We start from the raw sequence: 19657 nt of genomic DNA on the forward strand, positions 1-19657 counted from the left end.
AAGAATTAAACTTGTCTTAATTTTGTAGGGGTAAATGTAGGGGTATAATAGATCCCATAGTTATAACACATTGTTTTATATATTAATAATTTGATTGAGTGGCGCACCGGGGATGCGACCGAACTTTTATAAGGTTGTTTATTATCAATATCTTAGTGAGGGGTCATATTGAAAAAGTGGTCCCGAAAGCGGTCCCAACCAAAATAATCTGAGACTACTGGACAGCATTGATGGCGAGTAATGAAGTTGCAATATTACCTAAAACCCTAGAAACAATATCTGTAAATGCAAGCGGTGTGAGCTTATTTACGTTCGGTGGTACGATAATTATGCTACCCGGTGGAATGGGAGTGCTAGAATTTCCAGAGATGTTTTGACCATTTGGAAGTTGTACAAAAATATTCTTTTCATCGGCTAATTCGTCAAACCCACCGGAATCAATTATGTAATCGTCTATACCCTTAAACGACTGATAAGGCGCGGAAACTGTTCTTTGAACATTACCCATGACAGTCACGTGAGAGGGACGTTTTGGCACTATTAAAGTGTCTCCGTCTTCCAAAAGGATGGGATTATTTGCATCCTTGAAAGTCACGTTAATCACCTGCCTGCCTGAAGGAGATAAAGTTTTTAATTGCTCGGCATAACCCAGCACTGCGGCTGCTTGCGACTGCGAGTTTAATGCATCGCTTTGAGCAACAGCTAAAACAGAGCGCGCGACTTTCTCTGCGAGAAGTTGGTTTTCTTTTGTTGCTTCCAGAACCAATTTTTCTCTAAGGAATTGAACTCCTAATGGATATGCCACCTCTGACAAGCCACCCGCTCGTTCAATTACATCATGTAAAGTGTCGTTGATTCCAAAAATAAATTTGCCCGGGCTTTTAAGCTCTCCAAGCAAGGTGACTGAACCGACCGCAGCAGTATTTTTTAGTTTTGGTACGAATATATCGAATGTGCCAGACAATGTTATTGCGGAAGGGTCTATTTCAGTTAAATCTATATTTTTTTCTGATAGTTGCCTAATTTCGTTATCCACAAGACTGTTCATATACTTCCTAATCACTATCTGTTTAGGATTTGCTGAAGCAGTAAGACCACCAGCTACCTCTAGAAGTTCACTTAACGTAACTTTGTTTGCAATTGGATAAAGGCCAGGAAACAAAACTCCACCTTGTATGGCAACCGATGCTTCTGAAATAATCGAAGTAGAAAGCGACTTATAGAGGCTTTGCTGCTCAACTAAGCCTATGATTTCTGGGTTACTTTCTTGCAATTCGAAGGTTTTAATATCGGTTTCGGCGCTATCTAAGCTGGAAACAAGGGCCACTCCAGATGAAGCATCGTTTAAATTTTCTGTTTGATTATCAAACCTATTATTTTCTCGAAAAAAATTCCGAGAAAATATAAAAAAGCTTTGCGGCCGAGACGAAGAAAAGGCATTTGAAAAGATGTCGTCAGTTGTCTGTACAGAGTGATTATCACCGTCGAATCTGATTGCGAATGGGGTATATAAGTTTTGAGCACTTTCTAAATTTTGAACGTCTCTAACTTGGTTCAAGGGTACGCCAGGGGCAACAAGCGTATAAAATTCATCGTTGAAAAATATCTTAACTGGTTTTGCTGAATCAATCAGCTCAAATAATTTTCCTGAGTTTGGAGCGCCTATTTTATTTCTATTTTGAAGTAAAAACTCTTCTTCAAACGCATAAACATCGAAGCTTAGGTAACTTTCAAGTTCTAGCTTTGACAATCCCGAATAAGAAGTCGGGACGACCCTATTTTCTGCCCCCTTTATGTGCACAAACATAAAATCGGAATAAAGATCATCATATTTCTCAAGGTGAGCATTTATCTTAGAACTTATGGGGCCGTTATAAAGAGATGGTAACAGTGCCACTTTTTCGCCATTGATGAAAATCGAACCTTTCGTACTTTCCAGCACGCTTTTTAAAAGACCCTTTTCTCGAATTGGCAGTACCGCGCCGAGTAGCGAGCCATAAGATTTCTCATCAAAAATGAAAATTTGCTGTCCAGAGAGCACTTCGTAAGCATTTGGATTGCTGAAAACATCAGTGACCGACATCGTTTGAGCCTCAACACCATCTGTTACAGCTAAAAAGTCAGCGTGATTATTTGATAAAACTGACCCATATTTCAGGGCCTCAAATATTGTGAGCCCCTCGTCTACTACGAGCTGATAAGGTTCTATAACCGCGCCAGAAATTTTAATAGTTTCTTGTTCTTCAGTTTTCGGCAAAGAGAGAATTACCGCCTCGCCAGAAGCAACTTTGCCGTCACGTGATATTGTTTGGGCTCTTACGCTTCCTACTTCATCGAACGCTAACAACTGAATATTTGTTTGGGGCGCAATCAATCTTGTGCCAGAAAGTTCAAGTAAATCCTTTAACCTTATTTGTTCTCTTTCCTTTGCAAGCTCATAGATACCCGGCCGGGCAACGAAACCAGTAATCGCTACTGTAGGGCCCTTAGCGTGTATGTGTACGCGAGATGATTGGCTGATTAATGGGTCTGATTTAACTTCAGGGGATAATAAAAATTCATAGTAATCTATGGTTACTGGCTCGCTATCTTGTTGTTTTAAAATTATGTTCCGTAAAGACCCAATGCTGGAAATACCCCCAACATAAGAGAAAATTTGACTTAACGGTGTGTATGCAGGCACAACGATTGTTTTTGGAGAATTGACCTCGCCTGATACTTGGACAGTTACTAATCTAGCGGCATTTAGTTTTACAAAAGCTTGTCCAGACGCATCGTCAAGTTGCAAAATATCAGTTAGCTTTTTTTCTAAATCCTTGATTGTTAATTGCGAGACGTAAAGCGGCTCTAAGCTGGGTAAAATTAATGAACCTTCTCGGTCAACTGTAATTGAAACGTCCTTTTCCAAAATTCCACGCATAGAAATTGCAAGCTCATCGCCCGGCCCCAGAACATAATCTTTTCCGACAGAATTAAAGAAAAGCAGTTCTGGGCTACTCTCAATGGAGAATTGCCGCTCACCGAATACTGAAAGAGCAGAACCCGTCAATCTGGCGAAATAGTCAGATATGAAAGAAGGCGCTGAAGTTTTCGGTGGACGAGTTCGTTCAATCACCGCTTGATTTTCCAAAAGTAAGCGCTCATTCGGAACTTCTGGCGCTTCAGAAGTTGGTGCTATCGAATCAGTGACAGTATCAGACGGGAGGTCTATTCCCTGGGCATCCAAAAGAATTTTAGCATCTTCATTTGGCCCCACAACTTTCCCTAGTTATCTAACTGCATTAAAATTTATTTTATACTATATTATCTATTTTTGAGATGTAGCCTCAATTAACTCCAAGAAAACCGGACCAATTGAATCGATGATTTTTGTGACCCCTTCCGCATTTGGATGAAGCCCATCAGCCTGAAAAAACTGGCTCATATTTTGATTAAGACCACCATTTATGATGAACGGATCAAATAGGCTTGAAAGATAGAGCGCGTCGTAATCTTGTGCCAATTCGGGAAAAATGCGATCAAAATCCTCTTTGTAGTCTGAGCCATAGTTATTTGGAGCATAGGAACCAACAATCATCAGAGGAATATTGGCTTCTTTAATTATCTCCAGAATACCAATCATATTCGTTCGGACGACTTCAGGAGCTATACCTCGCAACATGTCGTTTCCGCCAAGGGCAACGATAGCGGCGTCTAAGCCTGGTTCCATCGACCATGCAATACGCTCCAAACCGCCAGCAGTTGTGTCTCCAGAAACACCCGCATTAATAAGGCGGATGGAATAACCCTGACTTAAGGCGTACTCACTCATTTGGTGAACAAGCCCATCTTGCTCTTTCAACCCATACCCCTGAGTTAAACTATCCCCTATCATCAGGATATCTACACGCTCGTCAGCGTCGACAATTGAAACAGAAGTAAGAAAACTTAAAGCTAATATCTTGCCCAGATGTGCCAAAGGGCCATATGAAAATAGCAAGTTTAATACAAGGCTGTTTCGTTTCATGACAATTCCCATCGTTGCATTATCAAATGTGCATCTTTCGTTAGAAAGCAATGCTGGAACAATTGAGATTTTAAAAAACATCTCTTTGAACGTCTCGACTGGGGAGAGTTTGGCCCTGATCGGTCCATCCGGATCTGGAAAATCTTCACTTTTGATGTTACTTGGCGGTCTTGAACGCGCAAGTAGCGGATCCGTCCGTGTTGCAGGCACCGAACTCTCCGATCTCAACGAAGATCAACTTGCGTTTTTACGGCGAGATCAAATGGGAATTGTATTCCAATCTTTTCACCTGATCCCAACCATGAGCGCGCTTGAAAACGTGGCAACGCCTTTGGAGCTCGCTGGCGTAACCGATGCGTTCAAAAAAGCTAGAAGCGCCCTTGATAGCGTGGGGTTAACACATCGTGAGGATCATTTTCCAGGTCAACTATCAGGCGGCGAACAACAACGGGTTGCACTTGCCCGTGCGGTAGTTGCACAACCCAAAATCCTATTGGCGGATGAGCCCACCGGAAACCTAGATGGTATAAACGGCATTGCTATCATGGATTTACTATTCTCTTTGCGCGATCAATTTGGTTCGACTTTAATCCTTGTGACACATGACCCAGTTTTAGCAAACCGTTGTAATCGGATCATTCGACTGCATGATGGTGAAATCGATCACAAGGTTACTTCATGAGTTGGCGCGTTTCAGCGAAAATAGCGCGCCGCGAGCTACGCGGTGGCCTAAGTGGGTTTCGTATCCTAATTGCGTGTCTCGCTCTTGGAGTTGCGGCAATCGCAGCAGTTGGAACCGTACGTAGCGGGATTCAAGCCGGCCTTGTGTCAAAAGGTGCGGAGCTTTTAGGCGGAGATGCCGAGGCCGAGTTTACTTATAGATTTGCAAACCAAAGCGAACACATGTGGATGCAAGAGCAAGCCACAACTGTATCCCAAATCGTTGATTTTCGTTCGATGGTGGTTGTTGAACGAAATGGAAAAATTGAACGCGGACTTACCCAAATTAAGGCTATTGATGAATTCTACCCACTTTATGGAATGCCGAAACTGCGCAGCGGTGAAGAATTTTCGAAGGTTTTTGTTCAAACTGGTGATCATCCACCTGCGCTTATGGAACGTCTAATTGCAGATCGCTTGGCGCTTGAAATTGGTGATACATTCAAACTAGGGACCACCACATTCATACTAGCTGACATAATCACCCTCATACCCGATGGAGCAGGGGACGGCTTCGGGCTTGGACCGAGAACTCTTGTCATGTCTAAAGATCTTGAGAAATCGGGACTTATTGCTCCCGGAACGTTGTTCAGCACCAAGTATCGATTAAAACTTCCACAAGATGCCGATCTCGATACTCTTGCTAAATTGGTAGAAATTGATCTGAGCAGTAGTGGCCTGCGATGGCGCGATGCACGCGAGGCCGCACCGGGAATTTCTACATTCATCGATCGTCTAGGATCCTTTTTAATCCTCGTGGGTCTTGCCGGATTAGCCGTTGGTGGCATTGGTGTGTCATCGGCTGTTCGAACCTATCTTGATCGAAAGATCACCGTAATTGCTACCCTACGCAGCATAGGAGCGGGAAATGCAACAATCTTTCAGATCTATTTTTTGCAAATAGCTGCACTTTCTCTAATGGGAATTTGTATTGGTTTGATCATTGGTATTGGCGTTCCAATTGCGTTTGAACCCCTATTTACTGCGATGCTGCCGTTCCCGATCACGTTGACAATCTTTGCACGCCCCATCATTGAGGCCATGGTTTATGGAGCTCTAGCTGCCCTGATTTTTACTATTTGGCCATTAGCACAGGCCGAAAATATTAAAGCCGCAACCTTATTTCGCGATGCGGGTCGAACAACAAGCACCCTGCCGCGTTTTATTTATGTTCTTATTTCTGTTGGGTTAACGGCTTTAATGCTTGCGCTGGCCTGTTATTTTATAGGCTCTATTTCCCTTACGCTATGGACAGCCGCCGGCGCCGTTGGTGCGTTAAGCATTTTATACATTTCAGCAGTTGCCACACGTAAGATCGCTCAGCGGGTTCAAATATGGTCTAAAGGGCGATCAATCTTGCGTTGGGCTCTATCGGCAATCGGAGGAACATCTGAAGGATCGACGGCTGTCATCCTTTCTATCGGCCTCGGACTATCAGTTTTGGCCTCAATTAGCCAAATTGACGGCAATCTTAGACAAGCAATAAAACAAGATCTGCCAGGAATAGCGCCATCCTATTTCTTTATCGATATCCAAAAATCACAAATGCCCGCTTTTCGGAAGCTTTTAAATGCTGATTTAGAGGTCGACAGCTTTGAAGAGGCACCAATGCTGCGTGGAATTATTTCTAGGATCAATGACCAACCTGCCGAAAAAGTCGCAGGGGATCATTGGGTGATCCAAGGAGATCGTGGCATCACCTATGCCTCTATCCCTAGCCCAGAAACAGAAATCACATCTGGTGAGTGGTGGCCTCAAAATTATAGTGGGCCTGCACAAATCAGCTTTGCCGCAGAAGAAGGCGCGGAAATGGGATTAATGCTTGGAGATGAATTAACGATCAACGTCTTGGGGCGCGACATCACAGGAAAGATTACAAGTTTTCGCAATGTAGATTTTTCAACTGCAGGTATGGGGTTCATCCTAGCCATGAATCCATCCGCACTGGCTGGCGCACCACATAGTTTTATCGCGACAGTGTATACAACACCCGAAAACGAAGCATCATTACTACGAAATTTGGCAGAGGCCTTTCCGAATATTACCGCAATTCGGGTCCGCGATGCGATTGATCAGGTATCCTCTGTGTTGAATTCAATTGCAGCAGCCACCTCATACGGTGCTTTGGCAACACTATTGACTGGTTTTCTAGTCCTTATCGGCTCTGCAGCATCTGCTCTGCATGCACGCCGTTACGAAGCTGCCATCCTGAAAACGCTTGGCGCAACGCGCCGGTCTATAGTGTTAAGCTTTGCATTGCGTGCAGCTATCCTTGGAGCGGCTGCCGGGTTTGTTGCCATCGGAGCGGGCGCGCTTGGTGGATGGGCTGTTACCCGGTTTGTGATGGACACTAATTTCACTGTGATATGGCCAAATGCCTTAGCGATCGTTTTTGGCGGTGTTTTTGCAAATGTTTTGGCAAACATGGCTTTCGCGTTACGAGCCTTGAATACGCCGGTCACTCAAATACTTCGGACACGGGAGTAGTGAATTTTTAAAACTATACTTGATGACTTCCTAGACAGGCTCGCTAGAGATTGTCGAGCGAACATGGGTTTATAAAATTTCGACTTCCAGGTAAAAGTTGAAAGCTTCACAGCTCCACTTATTTTTGCCAGCTATCAAAAAAATACTTAACTTATAATACATCATCTGCATGATGAAGTTATGAATAATGACCTACAGAATTTTTCGTGTGGCTTCTTTAAACGAAGCCTTAATTTTCCTGTTGCAAATATTTGTTATGATGAAACTTTTACCAACACAAATCACCTCAAGCGTTGAACAATGATCTCTGTTTTGCATAAGCGCAGTTTTTGCAGCTTTCATGACCCTCTGGAATTGAGGAGTTATTCATGACCTCGATCGTTTCTTCCACTTTTGATGGTATCCAATATGTATTCCAATCATAGGGAATTAAAGTTTCGCTGAACTTCATTTCACCAAAAAAGCCGTCTGCATCGCGATCGGCATTACACAGCAAAAAATATGCTGTTTTCGAAACAGAAAACCCCATTTCTTTAAGTAAAAAGGAATAGAAATCCATCTGGATTTTGTATCCCTCATGATAAACGTCAGAGAGATAGCTTGTTGGATCGAGCGGCTTTCTGTTTGCTTGAGACTTATAGTCCACCACGATCAATTCTTTGGTGTTTGTATCTTGCCAGATATCATCCACGCCCCCGGTGAGGATGATATTGGTACCCTTAAACCTTTTTATTAATCCATGCCTCAAAGAGTCTCTCCACTTATCCATGTCCGGATGCTGAAACGGAACAAGATGATCCAGACTATTCATTAAGAACAGACGGTGCGGAGTTTGCGTTGTCCTGCATTCATCAAACTCTTTTTTAAGCAACAAATCCGTTGTCTCGTTTAACGTCCATCCCGGTGTGCTAGGCGCATCCAACCCCATCACGCGGTCCAAGTAGAAACATCGCTTACAAGTCAGAAAATTTGAAAACCGGCCACGACTGATTTTAAAATCATCCGTTTGACCTGGTCTTTAGATAGAGGATCTTCTGCTGGGTACTCCTGTTGCGGGTACCAGGTCTTTTTTTGAGTTTCGTTTTAAATCAATCATGAAAACACCCTACCCGTTTCATTCAAAAATACCTCCTCAATGCGCAAGAATCTGCCCATGAAAATGGAATCGTTGTTTTTATTTTACGTATCAAATTAACTATTTTCATAACGATATGCCCGCAAAAATTGGGCATAGCAGGTTGAGCATTACAATATGAAAAATTTATACCGGCGTCTCTTTGGCCGTCTTTACTGGGTGAAGTATTCAAAAAAGCTTTCTTATAAAGGCGAGTAGAAAAACGGAAGTTTTCACGGCGAAGGTCATTTGAAATATGCAAATGGCAATACGTTCAGACATGTCCACTAAGTCGATGCCGATTGAAACAACGTCAGAGAAAGCCGATGAACCACATCCTTTTATGCAATTCCTAACATATGTATTTCTGATATTAATTTAGCGATAAAAACAGGGGCTCTAATGGAATAAAATTTATTTCATTGGGTTGAGTTCTCAATCTCATACAATTTAATTAATTATTAATTCTAACAAATTTTTGAAACCTTCTTGGTTGGTCTGGTTTTTCAATATACCGCATAACAGAAGCCCAATCTGCGTCTACAACATCACCTACATAAAGATCTCCCTTTCGATCGTATGCGATGCTGTGTGGGGAAAGGAATTGACCAGGGCACAGACCCGCTCCACACCCAGCGTCTAATCGCGAGAGTATATTGCTTTGTTGATCCAAAACACTCACAAATGGTCCAATATTGGGGAAATCGTGGTTCACATCCAAATAAGATGCAAGTTCGCCCACGATGCAATCCGGACTACCGCCGGGGGTAATAGCTAGCCCACTTGGTCGATGCATATTGTTTATCTGAGTTTCAAAGCGTCCTTCTGAGTCAAAAATTTGAATGCGCGAATTCTCGCGATCAGCTACATAAATCCAGCCGTCACCATCACAGCAGATGTTGTGGGGAAGATTAAATTCACCAGGGCCCGTTCCAGGCGACCCCCAGCTTTTTAAAAGTCTGCCTTTTGGGTCAAACTTGTGGATGCAGGCATTGTGGTAGCCATCTGACACATAAATTTCTCCCGAAGGTGAAATCGCTGAATGGGTACATTTACAAAACGGTTTGCCGCTCATAAATCCAGAGCTCACGCTAGGAGTCCCAATTTCTAAAAGAAGTCTACCATCAAGTGTGAATTTCCTAACTGTATGATCAAAGTTATCTGTTAGGTAAATGCATTGATCTGGGCCAATAGAAGCGCCATGCGGGTTGGTAAATATTCCTTGCCCCCAGATGTTTAGTAACTGGCCGTCCTGACTTAACACCACAATCGGCGTATCACCTCGATTAAATAAATAGACTCGGTCCCTATCATCCACCGCTATGCCCGCGACATCACCTAAATGAACTTCTGGTGGTAAACGCGCCCAATCAAGCGCGGGCACATATGTATAAAAACCATCGCCTAGAATTTTGCCCACAATCTATTCCCCTATTTGAACATCTCGACCCTAAGATTTACCTGGCCCAATGTTCATAACATCTCTCATAAGCATCAACGCAGTTTCCAACGCCTGTCTACTTTCAGCTTTTTCATTCTCTGCGAGATCACTGGTAACGCTCCGACAGAAGCTTGTGTCAAACAGACCTTCTGCCTTACGTAGTTCTTTGAAAAACCGAATGCTGACATCGACATGTTGGTTCGAATAGTTAAGAACTGGCAATACACGCTCGAACAATTCGGCTGCAATTTTCACCTCTCCCCTCCCAAATGCTTCCAAAATAGTAACATAAACCCTCTCCAGCCCTGTTGGTATAAAAGCATTCACTCCACGGGTCATGGCATCCATGAGCTGAGTAACGGCCCATCCTCCGCAGACATTCAAAGCGCCCTTAGTTGATCGCTGGACGGCCGAATATTTAGGTCCCGCATTTTGGGTTTCGATCTTTATCCATGAAAATTGATCTACCCTCTCAAAAAGAAATTGAATATCGGAGATCGACAAGCCGTCACCTGTCCAGTCAAGGTCTTGCACCATCAATGAGCCCATTGAATGTCGCGCTAGGCTCTGCAGAAATTCGAGGTTTTCTTTGCGGGAGAATGTAGCAGGCAACTGCACGCAAACACCAGCAGCATTGAAATTGGCGGCTATCTTTGCAAGTGCAAGGCTGACCTCGGCTTTAGGCGCAGTTACACTTACGATGAAAGGGATCCGTCCAGCATTTGTGTCGGTTACGACTTCAATAAATTTGGTTTTTTCTTCCATAGTTAGCGTCGCGTGTTCTCCCGCAACCGCAAGCCCCAACATCCCACCACATCCAGATTCAACCGTGTGATTTACCAACCGGCGAAGTGAGATAAGATCGAGAGCGCCATTAAGATCGAAAGGAGTATTTAAGCTTGGAACAATGCCTTTCATCGATGTCAATAACCTCTTAGCGCTTTATAGCAGTTTCGGTCAATGGTAAGGACGCTGATAGGCAGGCGTAGCCAAGCGCATTGTGTGCTGGAGGATTAAGTCCAGCAAATCTTTCGTCCATCGGATCCAAAGCAGGTTGGAATCGAGTGTCACAGGAAACCCGGACCGCGCCGGTTTTGGAATTATTGTCAAATGAACCGTGTACAGTAAACATGCCGAAGATCAGACAATCTCCAAGCCCGAATTCGGATGTTAAAATCCTGCTATTTTTACGCTTTGCCAGTGCAACTGCACTTTCTTCGATGTGACCGGGGCGAGACGGATCTAAATCAACATCATGGCCTTCAAATTGTTCTCGAATATCACTCCAATTATGAGATCCCTCAAGTATATAAAGGGGCCCATTGCTCATAGATATGCTAGAAAATGGGGTCCAACACGTTACCAGCCGTTTCGAACCACGGTTCATATAAGGATGATCAATGTGCAAAGGGCTGGCGCGACCTTTTATCATTGTACGTAGCCACGCGAATGTGAAGTGCGTGGCAGGTTCTTGGAAAAGCTTGCTCATCACATTTGTGATACGCGGGCCATTTATTACGGCGCGGACTGCTGGGCCCTCACTGACCGAGCGCCAGAAGCGCCCCAAGTCCTCTCTTTTAGGATAATAATTACGACGGTACGAAGTACCCGACGCTATGCCATCATCAAAGGGATCATTTATCTCACCAACTTCGGCCAGACGTTGCAAAACTTCAGTTCGGGCAGCAGCAACTTCATCAGGATCGTGGACATCGCGCAAAAGAAGGTAACCTTCTTCGGACAACTGCCGGTCAAGATAACCTTCCTTGTCCGCAACGGTCAACTTGCCCACCATAGAGCATGGAACCTTGATTCCGTTCAGCGCAAGGGATGCATTCTGTTCAGCATTCATTTTATATGCCCCATTTTTTCCTTTTTATCTTTTAAAATTTGAGACACATCAGCAGCAGTCGGCAGTACTTCACAGTAAAAAGGTCTAGTAACTGTAAAGGATGCTGCAGCGTTCGCCCAGTGAACCGCTTCAATCTCTGACTGACCATTTGCCAACGATAGTGTAAAAGCTGCATGCCAAACATCGCCCGCACCAAGCGTGTTCACCGCGGCGACTGGTAAAACCGGCACTTCAAATAGATTCTGACCATCATGACAGAGAACAGGTAGAGAGCCCCTGGTGACTGCACACCAACCTCCAAGTTGGCGGATCGCCCTTTCAAGTGCGCCGCCACCTTCGCCCGCAAAGTCAGCCAGTCCCTGCTGAGAAAATACCACGTGACTTGCTTTCTTTAGTGCTGGCATGGCATCAGCGACGGGTGCCTCTGCATCGACAACTACCGATTTTCCGCGGCGTCTAGCGGCCTCCACAATCTGCAAGGCTGCCTTAGGCAAACGGGTATCTACTAACGCAGCATCAAATAAAAATTCAGCTGGGATTTCAATTTCCGCTTTTGCCAGATCATCATCACGATGGTTAATGATAGTTCTCTCACCATCTGGTGAAATCAGATTTGCCGAGCGCGATGTTACTGACCCTATTTTTGTGTACACCAGTCGGTCATTGATCCCACATCTCAAGATTTCGTCTCTCAGAAAATTACCAAGTATGTCGTCTCCAATCACACCCGCAAGACTTGCTTGCCCACCAAGACCTACAATTGTTGAAGCCGAATTCAAAGCTCCACCGCCTATCAACATTCTAGATGACAGTGCTCTGTTTTTAGTACCCTTAGCAGGGAAGTCACCAATTTCGAATATCAAATCTACAGCTATCAACCCGCCGCAAAGGATCTCTGGCATTACATTCAAATCTCCGGCTAAACAATTAACTATTTTATATCACTAACATGTTACATTGCTAATAAGTTTGCAATTTTAAATTTAATCCGATACTTTAACTTTCTAATATTATTATTTTTGGAGGCAACAATAACCCAATTTGGTATCTCAACAGCACTGTTAACACCTTTCAATAGCGATAATCGTATAAGTCTTTCGCTGCTTTGTATTCATGCGCACCATGTGCTTAAAAACGGTTCAGACGGCGTCACGATGTTCGGAACAACAGGGGAAGGCGCATCAATTGGTTTTGATGAGCGGCAAGAAGCCATTTGTGCTATTTTAGACAGTGGGATTGAGGCAGATCGGATAACACTAGGATTGTGCGCTTCAGCGGTTGACGATGTACTAATGCAAGTGCAGCAAGGAATGGCACTTGGTATCAAAAGGTTTTTGCTATTACCGCCTTATTATTTCAAGAATTTAGATGACCAAGGATTGTTTGACTGGCATGCCCAATTATTCAAAAAAGCAGACCCCTCAGCACAGTTCATACTTTATCATATCCCTCAAATCACTCAAGTACCGTTATCTTTCAATCTGATCCTGAAACTTCGAAAAGAATTTCATAATCGCGTAATAGCTTTAAAGGATTCCGCAGGACTATGGGATGACACTAGAGCGGCTTTAGAAAGCCAAAAAATTCCAGTTTTGGTTGGGGATGAGCGCCTTTTGCACAAGGCAGCCGCCCTAGGTGCCGCTGGTTCCATCTGCGGCATGGCTAACCTCTACCCAAATCGTCTTCGAACACTATTTGAATCTCACGTAGCGGATTTCGACCTTTGCGCTGACGTGGACCTAATTGTTTCCCATCCGGTCATTCCAGCTTTAAAACAAGCAATGGTGGCAATGACGGGTAATCTGGATTGGGGTCAGTTACGAGCTCCCTTACGGCCCTTGCCTCCAAAAGCTAAGGCGTCCATTGAGGCAAGGTTCGGCCAGCAAATGACAAGAACATGACACCAATCTCTACCCTGCGCCTTCGTGACCATGCCTATTCAAATTTTACAGAAAAATTGCTATCGCGCGACATTCAACCTGGCCAGATTGTATCTCAGCGTGAACTTGTCGAACTGACAGGAATGCCTCTTGGCGCCATCCGTGAAATGGTGCCTAGGCTGGAAGCGGATGGTCTTATTAAAACCGTTTCAAAAAGAGGGTTACAAGTCCTTTCAATCGACGTAAAGCTTGTCCGTGATGCCTTTCAATTGCGTTCTATTATCGAGAGCGAGGCAATCGCAGAATTCTGTACGGCTGCTCCGAAAAAAGAAATCGCAAACCTTGAAAAACAACATCAAAAGTTACGTAAGGAAGCCAGTTTTTCTGTATCTTCTGACATCCTGAAAACCGCTCAACAGATCGATTGGAATTTTCACGAATTAATTGTTGACCGGATGGAGAACGCTCTGATCTCAGACACTTACCGCGTCAATACCATAAAAATCAGATTAATCCGAAATAGCGATACTCGGATGTTGCCAGAACTTGTAGTGTCGGTTTTGGATGAACATCTCGCAGTTATAGCTGCGCTTAAGGCCTGCGATACACCGGGCGCCGTGGCGGCCCTTCAAACTCATATTTACAGCGCCAAGCGACGTGCATTGGGGATGTAAAAGGAATTTCGTTGGATGATTTTTTCAGCGAATAAAAATGCGGATATGTCCGCGCATTAATATGGAGGAATTGCAATGATTACCAAATTTACGAAATACACACTATCGGCGCTTACTGCCGCTGCAATAGCCGTCCCGGCCTTTGCAGCCGACCTAACCTTGCGTATGTCAACACCCGCGTCTGAAACCGATCAACGGTCAATTGCGCTTGCAAAGGTCTTCGCGCCAGCTGTTGCCGAATTTGCTACTTACGAACCTCATTATAACGGCTCGCTAATCGCACAAGGGTCCGAACTGGAAACTATTTCGTCCGGTGATCTGGAGATGTCGATTACTTCTGCGCAAGAGCTTGGTCAATTCTTCCCCGAGTTCACCATATTTGCCACTGGTTATGTCCATCAAAATGCCGCCCATCAGGTCGCTGTGTTCAATGATCCTCTTATGGACCCATTCAAACAACAGGTCGAAGACGAGCTTGGCGTAAAACTGTTGGCAGTTATGTACCTTGGACAACGCCACGTGAATTTGCGTCAAACAAAAGACGAGTTGACAGTACGGACACCAGCAGATTTAGCGGGCGTTAACTTGCGGATGCCTGGTACTGACGCCTGGCAGTTTCTGGGAAAGGCGCTGGGAGCCAACCCAACTCCAATGGCATTTACTGAGGTTTACACGGCACTTCAAACAGGTTCGGTAGATGGGCAAGATAATCCGCTGCCCACAGTCGTGGACGCTAAGTTTTATGAAGTGACCAAGCAGATTGCTTTAACATCGCACCTAGTTGATCTAAACTATGTTGCTTTTTCAAAATCTGTCTGGGATGGATTGACTGCTGACCAACAAGCTACTGTTAAGGCTGCTGCAGAAGCAGCAGCGGAAAGCGGGCGTCAGGCACAGTTAGAAAAAGAAGCAACCCTGGTATCATTTCTGACCGAACAAGGACTGGCAGTTTACGAACCTGATCTAAAAGCGTTTCGTGATCACGTTCAAGCACAATATGCAGGCTCTGAACTTGCTGCAAGCTGGCCAGACGGGGTACTCGAAAAGATTAATGCACTCGGAAACTAGCTTCAAACGCAACAGTCGAAAGGGGGACGGGTTTATCCCGTCCCCCTGTTAGTAAAATAGATTTTGTCTATTTTCGGAGTGCCTACATGAAAAAACTGCAGACCTACTTAGATCACTTGGCGCAAGCCATTGCTGCAGCAATGATGGCTGCGATGTTTGCTACTTTCATTTTACAGATCGTCGTGCGCTATTCTGCACGTTTGGAATGGCTACCCCAGCGGTTTCCTTTTCTTGATCCTTCACTTTACGGTTGGACACTGGAATTTTGTTTGCTGTTGTGGGTTTGGCTGGTTTTCTGGGGAAATGCCTTTGTTGTCCGCGAACAAGATCATGTCACTTTTGACATTCTATTTCAGGTTGCAGGGCCAAGGATGCAACGCTGTTTCTTAATTATAATTGGTACCGCTATTTGTACTGCATTGATCCTTTCGTTAGAACCAACATGGTCCAAATTTCATATTTTGCGGCTAAAGAAGACTGCAACATTGTCCAACCTGTTTGGCGACTGGGTTCGAATGAGAGATATCTATTCCATATACATCTTTTTTCTAATCGCTGTGTCTATTCGTTATGTGGTCGTCGTCTATCGCGCAATCCGTTACGGGCTCGAAGAACCAATCTATGAAAGCTTGGAAGACAGAACAAAATGAGTATCGAATTCCTTATCTGTCTGGGCACGCTGTTTTTCCTTGCTGGTATCGGTGCACCAATTGCTTATGCCATTTTGGTTGCATCCATAGCCTATTTATTTGCAGCGGGTCAGGGGATAGGAATTGCGGGCAAAGTCTTGATGGACGGACTGTATCAAAGTTTCATTCTGCTCGCGGTACCATTATTTATTGTCGCCGCGAATATTATGAACGCCGGGACTATCAGCGATCGGCTTTTAAGTTTTTGCGTTGCTCTCGTAGGGCGGTTTCGTGGGGGACTAGGACATGTAAATATTGTGGCATCATTGATTTTTTCGGGCATGTCGGGATCTGCTGTCGCTGATGCCGCCGGGATAGGAAAAATCATCATTCAGATGATGACTAAAAGTGGGCATTACACGCGTGGTTATGCGGCCGCCATCACCGCCGCCTCAGCTACGATTGGCCCCATTATCCCACCGTCTATACCGATGGTTCTTTATGCCTTAGTATCCAACACTTCTATTGGATACCTATTTCTAGGTGGTATCATTCCTGGCCTTTTGATGGGCTCTGTGCTGATGGGTATGAATACCTACTTGTCCCACCGTCGCAGGTTTGCACTTGAAGAGCCGGTTCCACTGTCACAATTGCCTTTACGCACTGCAAACGCATTTCCCGCACTGTTAATGCCAGCCATCCTGCTCTATGGAATTTATGGAGGTGTAACGACACCTACAGAGGCTGCTGCTGTGGCAGCATTTTATGCATTGATGCTTGCAGCATTCTTTTACCGCGCACTTAACTTCAGCACGCTTTATAACATCCTTGTTGAAAGTGCTCGTTCTTCAGCGGCGGTCGGACTAGTAATAGGTGGTGCGCTCATCCTAAACTACGTTGTCGCCTCAGAAAACATTCCAAGCTTACTCGCACAACGTTTGGTTGGACTTGATATCAACCCGCTTCTGTTTCTTCTCGGTGTTAACTTGCTGCTTCTGCTTCTGGGATGTGTTTTAGATGCAACCACAATCATTTTGGTTATCATTCCACTTTTTTTACCAACCTGTCGCGAGTTAGGTATCGACCTCGTACACTTCGGGGTCGTTGCAATAGTAAACTGCATGATTGGGTTAATTACTCCGCCTTACGGTATGTTACTGTTTGTACTAAATGCAGTAACACGTATTAAATTATCCGAAATCATCCATGAAATTTGGCCATTCCTTGTAGCTCTTATGATTGCGCTTTTGGGATTGGTTTTATTTCCAGAGCTCGTTCTCTGGCTACCGCGATTGTTTGGCTATGCAGGCTAACTGCAACTTGGTCAAAAACAAAAATGGCCGGGCGAAAATAAGGAGCTAGACAAGGTCAGCAAGCAATGGGCGTTTCCAGGTGGTTGAGGGTCAGCATGGCGGGCTGTCCAAAGAACAACGCTTTGAGAATATTCAGCATAAGATAAATACAGGTCAGGTCTTTCTTGCAAAGGGCGTAAGCGGCATTGAGTTATTCCTAAGTGAGTTGCGCGGCTTTCCATACGGCGCCCATGATGATCTTGTCGATAGCTTTACCATGGCGCTTAAAGAGATGGGAAAAGGCTCTGGCAGAGCTGTTTGGCGCATTAGCTAAAAAGGACTTCACTTCTGGAGCACCGCAAGCCTGTGTGGACATGCGATTTGTCTACACAGGAGAAGAGAATGGCCTTACCCGATTTAGCTAAAGCTTCCCGCAAAGAACTCATTGGTGAATGGCGGCGGGTGTTCAAATGCCGGGAACCCGAAAAAGCCGGCGCTAAGGTTCTTAGAACTTGCCTGCAAGTGCAGCTTGAACGGCGAGGAAACATTCAGGCCTGCAATAACGCCCATGCAAAGCTGATAAGCCGCCTGAAGCGTCACGAGGCAGGCAAATGGGGCGTTGGCGCCCCAGACAGCCCTCTCGCCCGGCACAGAGCTTGTGCGAAGCTATCGTGGGCAGACATATACTGTGCTGGTTCGCGATAATGGCTTTGAGTGGAATGGGAGCTGTTATGGATCCCTCTCCGAGATTGCCACTCTCATTACCGGCTCGCGCAGATCAGGTCCCAAGTTCTTTGGGCTTAAACCCTAATGCGCTGCGCCATCTATACGCGCAAGAGTACCGATGAGGGATTAGAGCAGAGCTTTAATTCTTTGGATGCGCAGCGCGAGGCTTGCGAAGCTTTTATCGCCTCGCAAAAGCATGAGGGGTGGATCATGGATGATACCCCCTATGATGATGGAGGCTGGTCGGGCGGCACGCTTGAGCGACCAGCTGTTCAGCAATTGCTTGAAGATGTTCGACAGGGCCGCGTTCAAATCATTGTGGTTTACAAGATAGATCGCCTCACCCGCTCCTTAACCGACTTTGCCAAGCTGGTTGAGATCTTTGATACGCATAAAGTCACTTTTGTCTCTGTTACCCAGCAGTTTAATACCACCACCTCTATGGGGCGCTTAACGCTTAATGTTCTTTTATCCTTTGCCCAGTACGAGCGGGAAATAACCGGAGAGCGTATTCGCGATAAGTTTGCTGCCTCTAAAGCCAAGGGCATGTTTATGGGCGGCAAGGTGCCTGTGGGCTATAGGCTTGGAAACCGAGAGCTTTTGATTGATGAGATATATGCGCAAGTTGTTACCCAAATCTTTGAGTCCTATTTAAAGCTCGGCTCGGCAAGTAAGGTAAAAACCTATTTGCAGGAATTGAATATTCGAACCCCGCCGCGCGAACATCGAAATGGTAAAATCTCTGGCGGCAAGTATTTTACGACGGGGCATCTTTATCAAATATTGTCCAACCCGATTTATATCGGACAGGTCCGCCATCATGGTAAGATTTATGATGGACAGCATGAGGCTATTCTTTCCCAAAGCTTGTGGGATGAAGTGCAACACAAGCTTGCAGAAAATGCAGCCCGCCCGAAAGGAATATCTGCCCGGCGCAAAGTGCAATACCCACTGGTTGGAAAGATCTTTTCTTCTAGCGGGCATAGGCTAGCGCCCACAACGGTTCACAAGCCCACCAAAGCCAATCAAAAGAATTACTATCGCCATTATACCGTTAATAGAACAAGGCGGGAGCCTCCCTATGGGGAGTTAACCTCCCTGCCCGCTCAGGAAGCTGAACATGTTACATCGCTAGCGCTGCAAAAGCTTTTGGCCGATTTAAAGGCCGAGCAATCAAACTTATCAGCGGATATGTTTTTGCAAAAACGGCAGGAGGTTATGCAGCTGTCTCTTCGAGAGCTTACGGAAACTGTGGTTTTGTATAAGGACAGGCTTGAAGTGACGCTGTCAAAGTCCATCGCGGAGCGCTTAGAACTTACAGAGCCCGCCTGTTTTTCCTATCCAATAAAGCCGCGCAGTGTTGGAAAAAGAAACAAGGTTATTTTAAGTGATATTCCTCAGAACACTCCAAACCAAGAATTGATCCTATGTGTTGCAAAAAGCTGGAAATGGTATCAATCGCTTTCAAAAGGCAAAGTAGGATCCGTTCAGGAACTTGCAATGCAAGAAAAGACAAGTGTTGAAACCATTACGCGCAATCTACCGCTCGCTATCCTAAAACCTGATCAAGTTGAAATGCTTCTCAAAGGGCAGCATGCGCCTGACCTTAGTGTGGCACAGCTGCTTAAAGCTCCAAGCCTCATTTAACCATAACTCCCCCAACTCCATGCGCTGCGTTTTGCCAGAGATCTTTGGCTGTTTGAGGGGTGTTTTGGGCGTGTGGAGAGCTCTGTAAGTTGCTCACGATGAACAGCCATCCCAAAAGGTA

The 19657-nt window shown here is 45.1% G+C and carries 16 protein-coding genes and 1 pseudogene; 10 read left to right on the forward strand and 7 right to left on the reverse strand.

Annotated elements, in window-relative coordinates; translation table 11 throughout:
• Positions 1–214: 214 nt before the first annotated feature.
• Complete coding sequence (locus GN241_14225) at positions 215–3256, reverse strand: hypothetical protein (GenBank protein ID XAT58414.1); 3042 nt, start codon at positions 3254–3256, stop codon at positions 215–217.
• Between the two features lie 51 nt (positions 3257–3307).
• Positions 3308–4006, reverse strand: a complete 699-nt coding sequence (locus GN241_14230) for an arylesterase (protein XAT58415.1) — start codon at positions 4004–4006, stop codon at positions 3308–3310.
• On the opposite strand from GN241_14230, the gene GN241_14235 reads away from it, so the two are divergent.
• Both GN241_14235 and GN241_14240 read left to right on the forward strand, forming a co-directional pair.
• Positions 4005–4688, forward strand: a complete 684-nt coding sequence (locus GN241_14235; GenBank protein XAT58416.1) for an ATP-binding cassette domain-containing protein — start codon at positions 4005–4007, stop codon at positions 4686–4688. The two genes, GN241_14230 and GN241_14235, sit on opposite strands and share 2 nt — an antisense overlap.
• On the forward strand, positions 4685–7213 hold the full coding sequence (locus tag GN241_14240) for an FtsX-like permease family protein (protein ID XAT58417.1): 2529 nt from the start codon (positions 4685–4687) through the stop codon (positions 7211–7213). Before GN241_14235 ends, GN241_14240 begins: the two co-directional genes overlap by 4 nt.
• A 286-nt stretch (positions 7214–7499) precedes the next feature.
• On the opposite strand, the pseudogene GN241_14245 reads toward GN241_14240, so the two are convergent.
• The 5 genes and pseudogenes from GN241_14245 to GN241_14265 all read right to left on the reverse strand — a co-directional run bounded on the left by GN241_14245 (position 7500) and on the right by GN241_14265 (position 12522).
• Positions 7500–8309 (reverse strand): annotated as a pseudogene (locus GN241_14245) (hypothetical protein).
• 472 nt (positions 8310–8781) lie between these two features.
• The gene (locus GN241_14250) at positions 8782–9747 is read right to left on the reverse strand and encodes a hypothetical protein (protein ID XAT58418.1); all 966 of its coding nucleotides are present in this window, start codon (positions 9745–9747) and stop codon (positions 8782–8784) included.
• 30 nt (positions 9748–9777) lie between these two features.
• A complete protein-coding gene (locus tag GN241_14255) occupies positions 9778–10686 on the reverse strand; it encodes a dihydrodipicolinate synthase family protein (protein ID XAT58419.1) in 909 nt (302 codons plus the stop codon).
• A 16-nt stretch (positions 10687–10702) separates the two neighbouring features.
• Positions 10703–11620, reverse strand: coding sequence for a hypothetical protein (locus GN241_14260; protein ID XAT58420.1), 918 nt, complete (start codon positions 11618–11620; stop codon positions 10703–10705).
• On the reverse strand, positions 11617–12522 hold the full coding sequence (locus GN241_14265; GenBank protein ID XAT58421.1) for a hypothetical protein: 906 nt from the start codon (positions 12520–12522) through the stop codon (positions 11617–11619). Before GN241_14265 ends, GN241_14260 begins: the two co-directional genes overlap by 4 nt.
• A 24-nt stretch (positions 12523–12546) precedes the next feature.
• On the opposite strand from GN241_14265, the gene GN241_14270 reads away from it, so the two are divergent.
• The 8 genes from GN241_14270 (at position 12547) to GN241_14305 (ending at position 19536) form a co-directional block, all read left to right on the forward strand.
• Positions 12547–13521 carry a dihydrodipicolinate synthase family protein gene (locus GN241_14270; GenBank protein ID XAT58422.1) on the forward strand — a complete coding sequence of 325 codons (975 nt, stop codon included), beginning with the start codon at positions 12547–12549 and terminating at the stop codon, positions 13519–13521.
• Positions 13518–14174, forward strand: coding sequence for an FCD domain-containing protein (locus tag GN241_14275; protein ID XAT58423.1), 657 nt, complete (start codon positions 13518–13520; stop codon positions 14172–14174). The genes GN241_14270 and GN241_14275 overlap by 4 nt, the downstream gene beginning before the upstream one ends.
• A gap of 75 nt (positions 14175–14249) precedes the next feature.
• On the forward strand, positions 14250–15242 hold the full coding sequence (locus GN241_14280) for a C4-dicarboxylate ABC transporter (protein XAT58424.1): 993 nt from the start codon (positions 14250–14252) through the stop codon (positions 15240–15242).
• 86 nt (positions 15243–15328) lie between these two features.
• Positions 15329–15892, forward strand: a complete 564-nt coding sequence (locus GN241_14285; GenBank protein XAT58425.1) for a TRAP transporter small permease subunit — start codon at positions 15329–15331, stop codon at positions 15890–15892.
• Positions 15889–17184, forward strand: coding sequence for a TRAP transporter large permease subunit (locus GN241_14290; protein ID XAT58426.1), 1296 nt, complete (start codon positions 15889–15891; stop codon positions 17182–17184). Before GN241_14285 ends, GN241_14290 begins: the two co-directional genes overlap by 4 nt.
• A gap of 79 nt (positions 17185–17263) precedes the next feature.
• Positions 17264–17497 carry a hypothetical protein gene (locus GN241_14295; GenBank protein ID XAT58427.1) on the forward strand — a complete coding sequence of 78 codons (234 nt, stop codon included), beginning with the start codon at positions 17264–17266 and terminating at the stop codon, positions 17495–17497.
• Between the two features lie 285 nt (positions 17498–17782).
• The gene (locus GN241_14300; GenBank protein ID XAT58428.1) at positions 17783–17974 is read left to right on the forward strand and encodes a DUF2924 domain-containing protein; all 192 of its coding nucleotides are present in this window, start codon (positions 17783–17785) and stop codon (positions 17972–17974) included.
• Entirely contained in the window at positions 17974–19536 is a 1563-nt protein-coding gene (locus tag GN241_14305; GenBank protein XAT58429.1) for a hypothetical protein, read from the forward strand. Before GN241_14300 ends, GN241_14305 begins: the two co-directional genes overlap by 1 nt.
• The last annotated feature ends 121 nt before the right edge of the window (positions 19537–19657 follow it).

Source organism: Rhodobacteraceae bacterium IMCC1335 (assembly GCA_039640495.1).
In the GTDB taxonomy this organism is placed as follows: domain Bacteria; phylum Pseudomonadota; class Alphaproteobacteria; order Rhodobacterales; family Rhodobacteraceae; genus Thalassovivens.

What these genes read in the sequence shown, in the direction of transcription:
- GN241_14285 (XAT58425.1), top strand. Translation starts at nt 15,329, where the DNA reads ATGAAAAAACTGCAGACCTACTTAGATCACTTGGCGCAAGCCATTGCT.
- GN241_14305 (XAT58429.1), top strand. Translation starts at nt 17,974, where the DNA reads ATGCGCTGCGCCATCTATACGCGCAAGAGTACCGATGAGGGATTAGAG.
- GN241_14290 (XAT58426.1), top strand. Translation starts at nt 15,889, where the DNA reads ATGAGTATCGAATTCCTTATCTGTCTGGGCACGCTGTTTTTCCTTGCT.
- GN241_14275 (XAT58423.1), top strand. Translation starts at nt 13,518, where the DNA reads ATGACACCAATCTCTACCCTGCGCCTTCGTGACCATGCCTATTCAAAT.
- GN241_14260 (XAT58420.1), bottom strand. Translation starts at nt 11,620, where the DNA reads ATGAATGCTGAACAGAATGCATCCCTTGCGCTGAACGGAATCAAGGTT.
- GN241_14240 (XAT58417.1), top strand. Translation starts at nt 4,685, where the DNA reads ATGAGTTGGCGCGTTTCAGCGAAAATAGCGCGCCGCGAGCTACGCGGT.
- GN241_14235 (XAT58416.1), top strand. Translation starts at nt 4,005, where the DNA reads ATGACAATTCCCATCGTTGCATTATCAAATGTGCATCTTTCGTTAGAA.
- GN241_14255 (XAT58419.1), bottom strand. Translation starts at nt 10,686, where the DNA reads ATGAAAGGCATTGTTCCAAGCTTAAATACTCCTTTCGATCTTAATGGC.
- GN241_14230 (XAT58415.1), bottom strand. Translation starts at nt 4,006, where the DNA reads ATGAAACGAAACAGCCTTGTATTAAACTTGCTATTTTCATATGGCCCT.
- GN241_14280 (XAT58424.1), top strand. Translation starts at nt 14,250, where the DNA reads ATGATTACCAAATTTACGAAATACACACTATCGGCGCTTACTGCCGCT.
- GN241_14265 (XAT58421.1), bottom strand. Translation starts at nt 12,522, where the DNA reads ATGCCAGAGATCCTTTGCGGCGGGTTGATAGCTGTAGATTTGATATTC.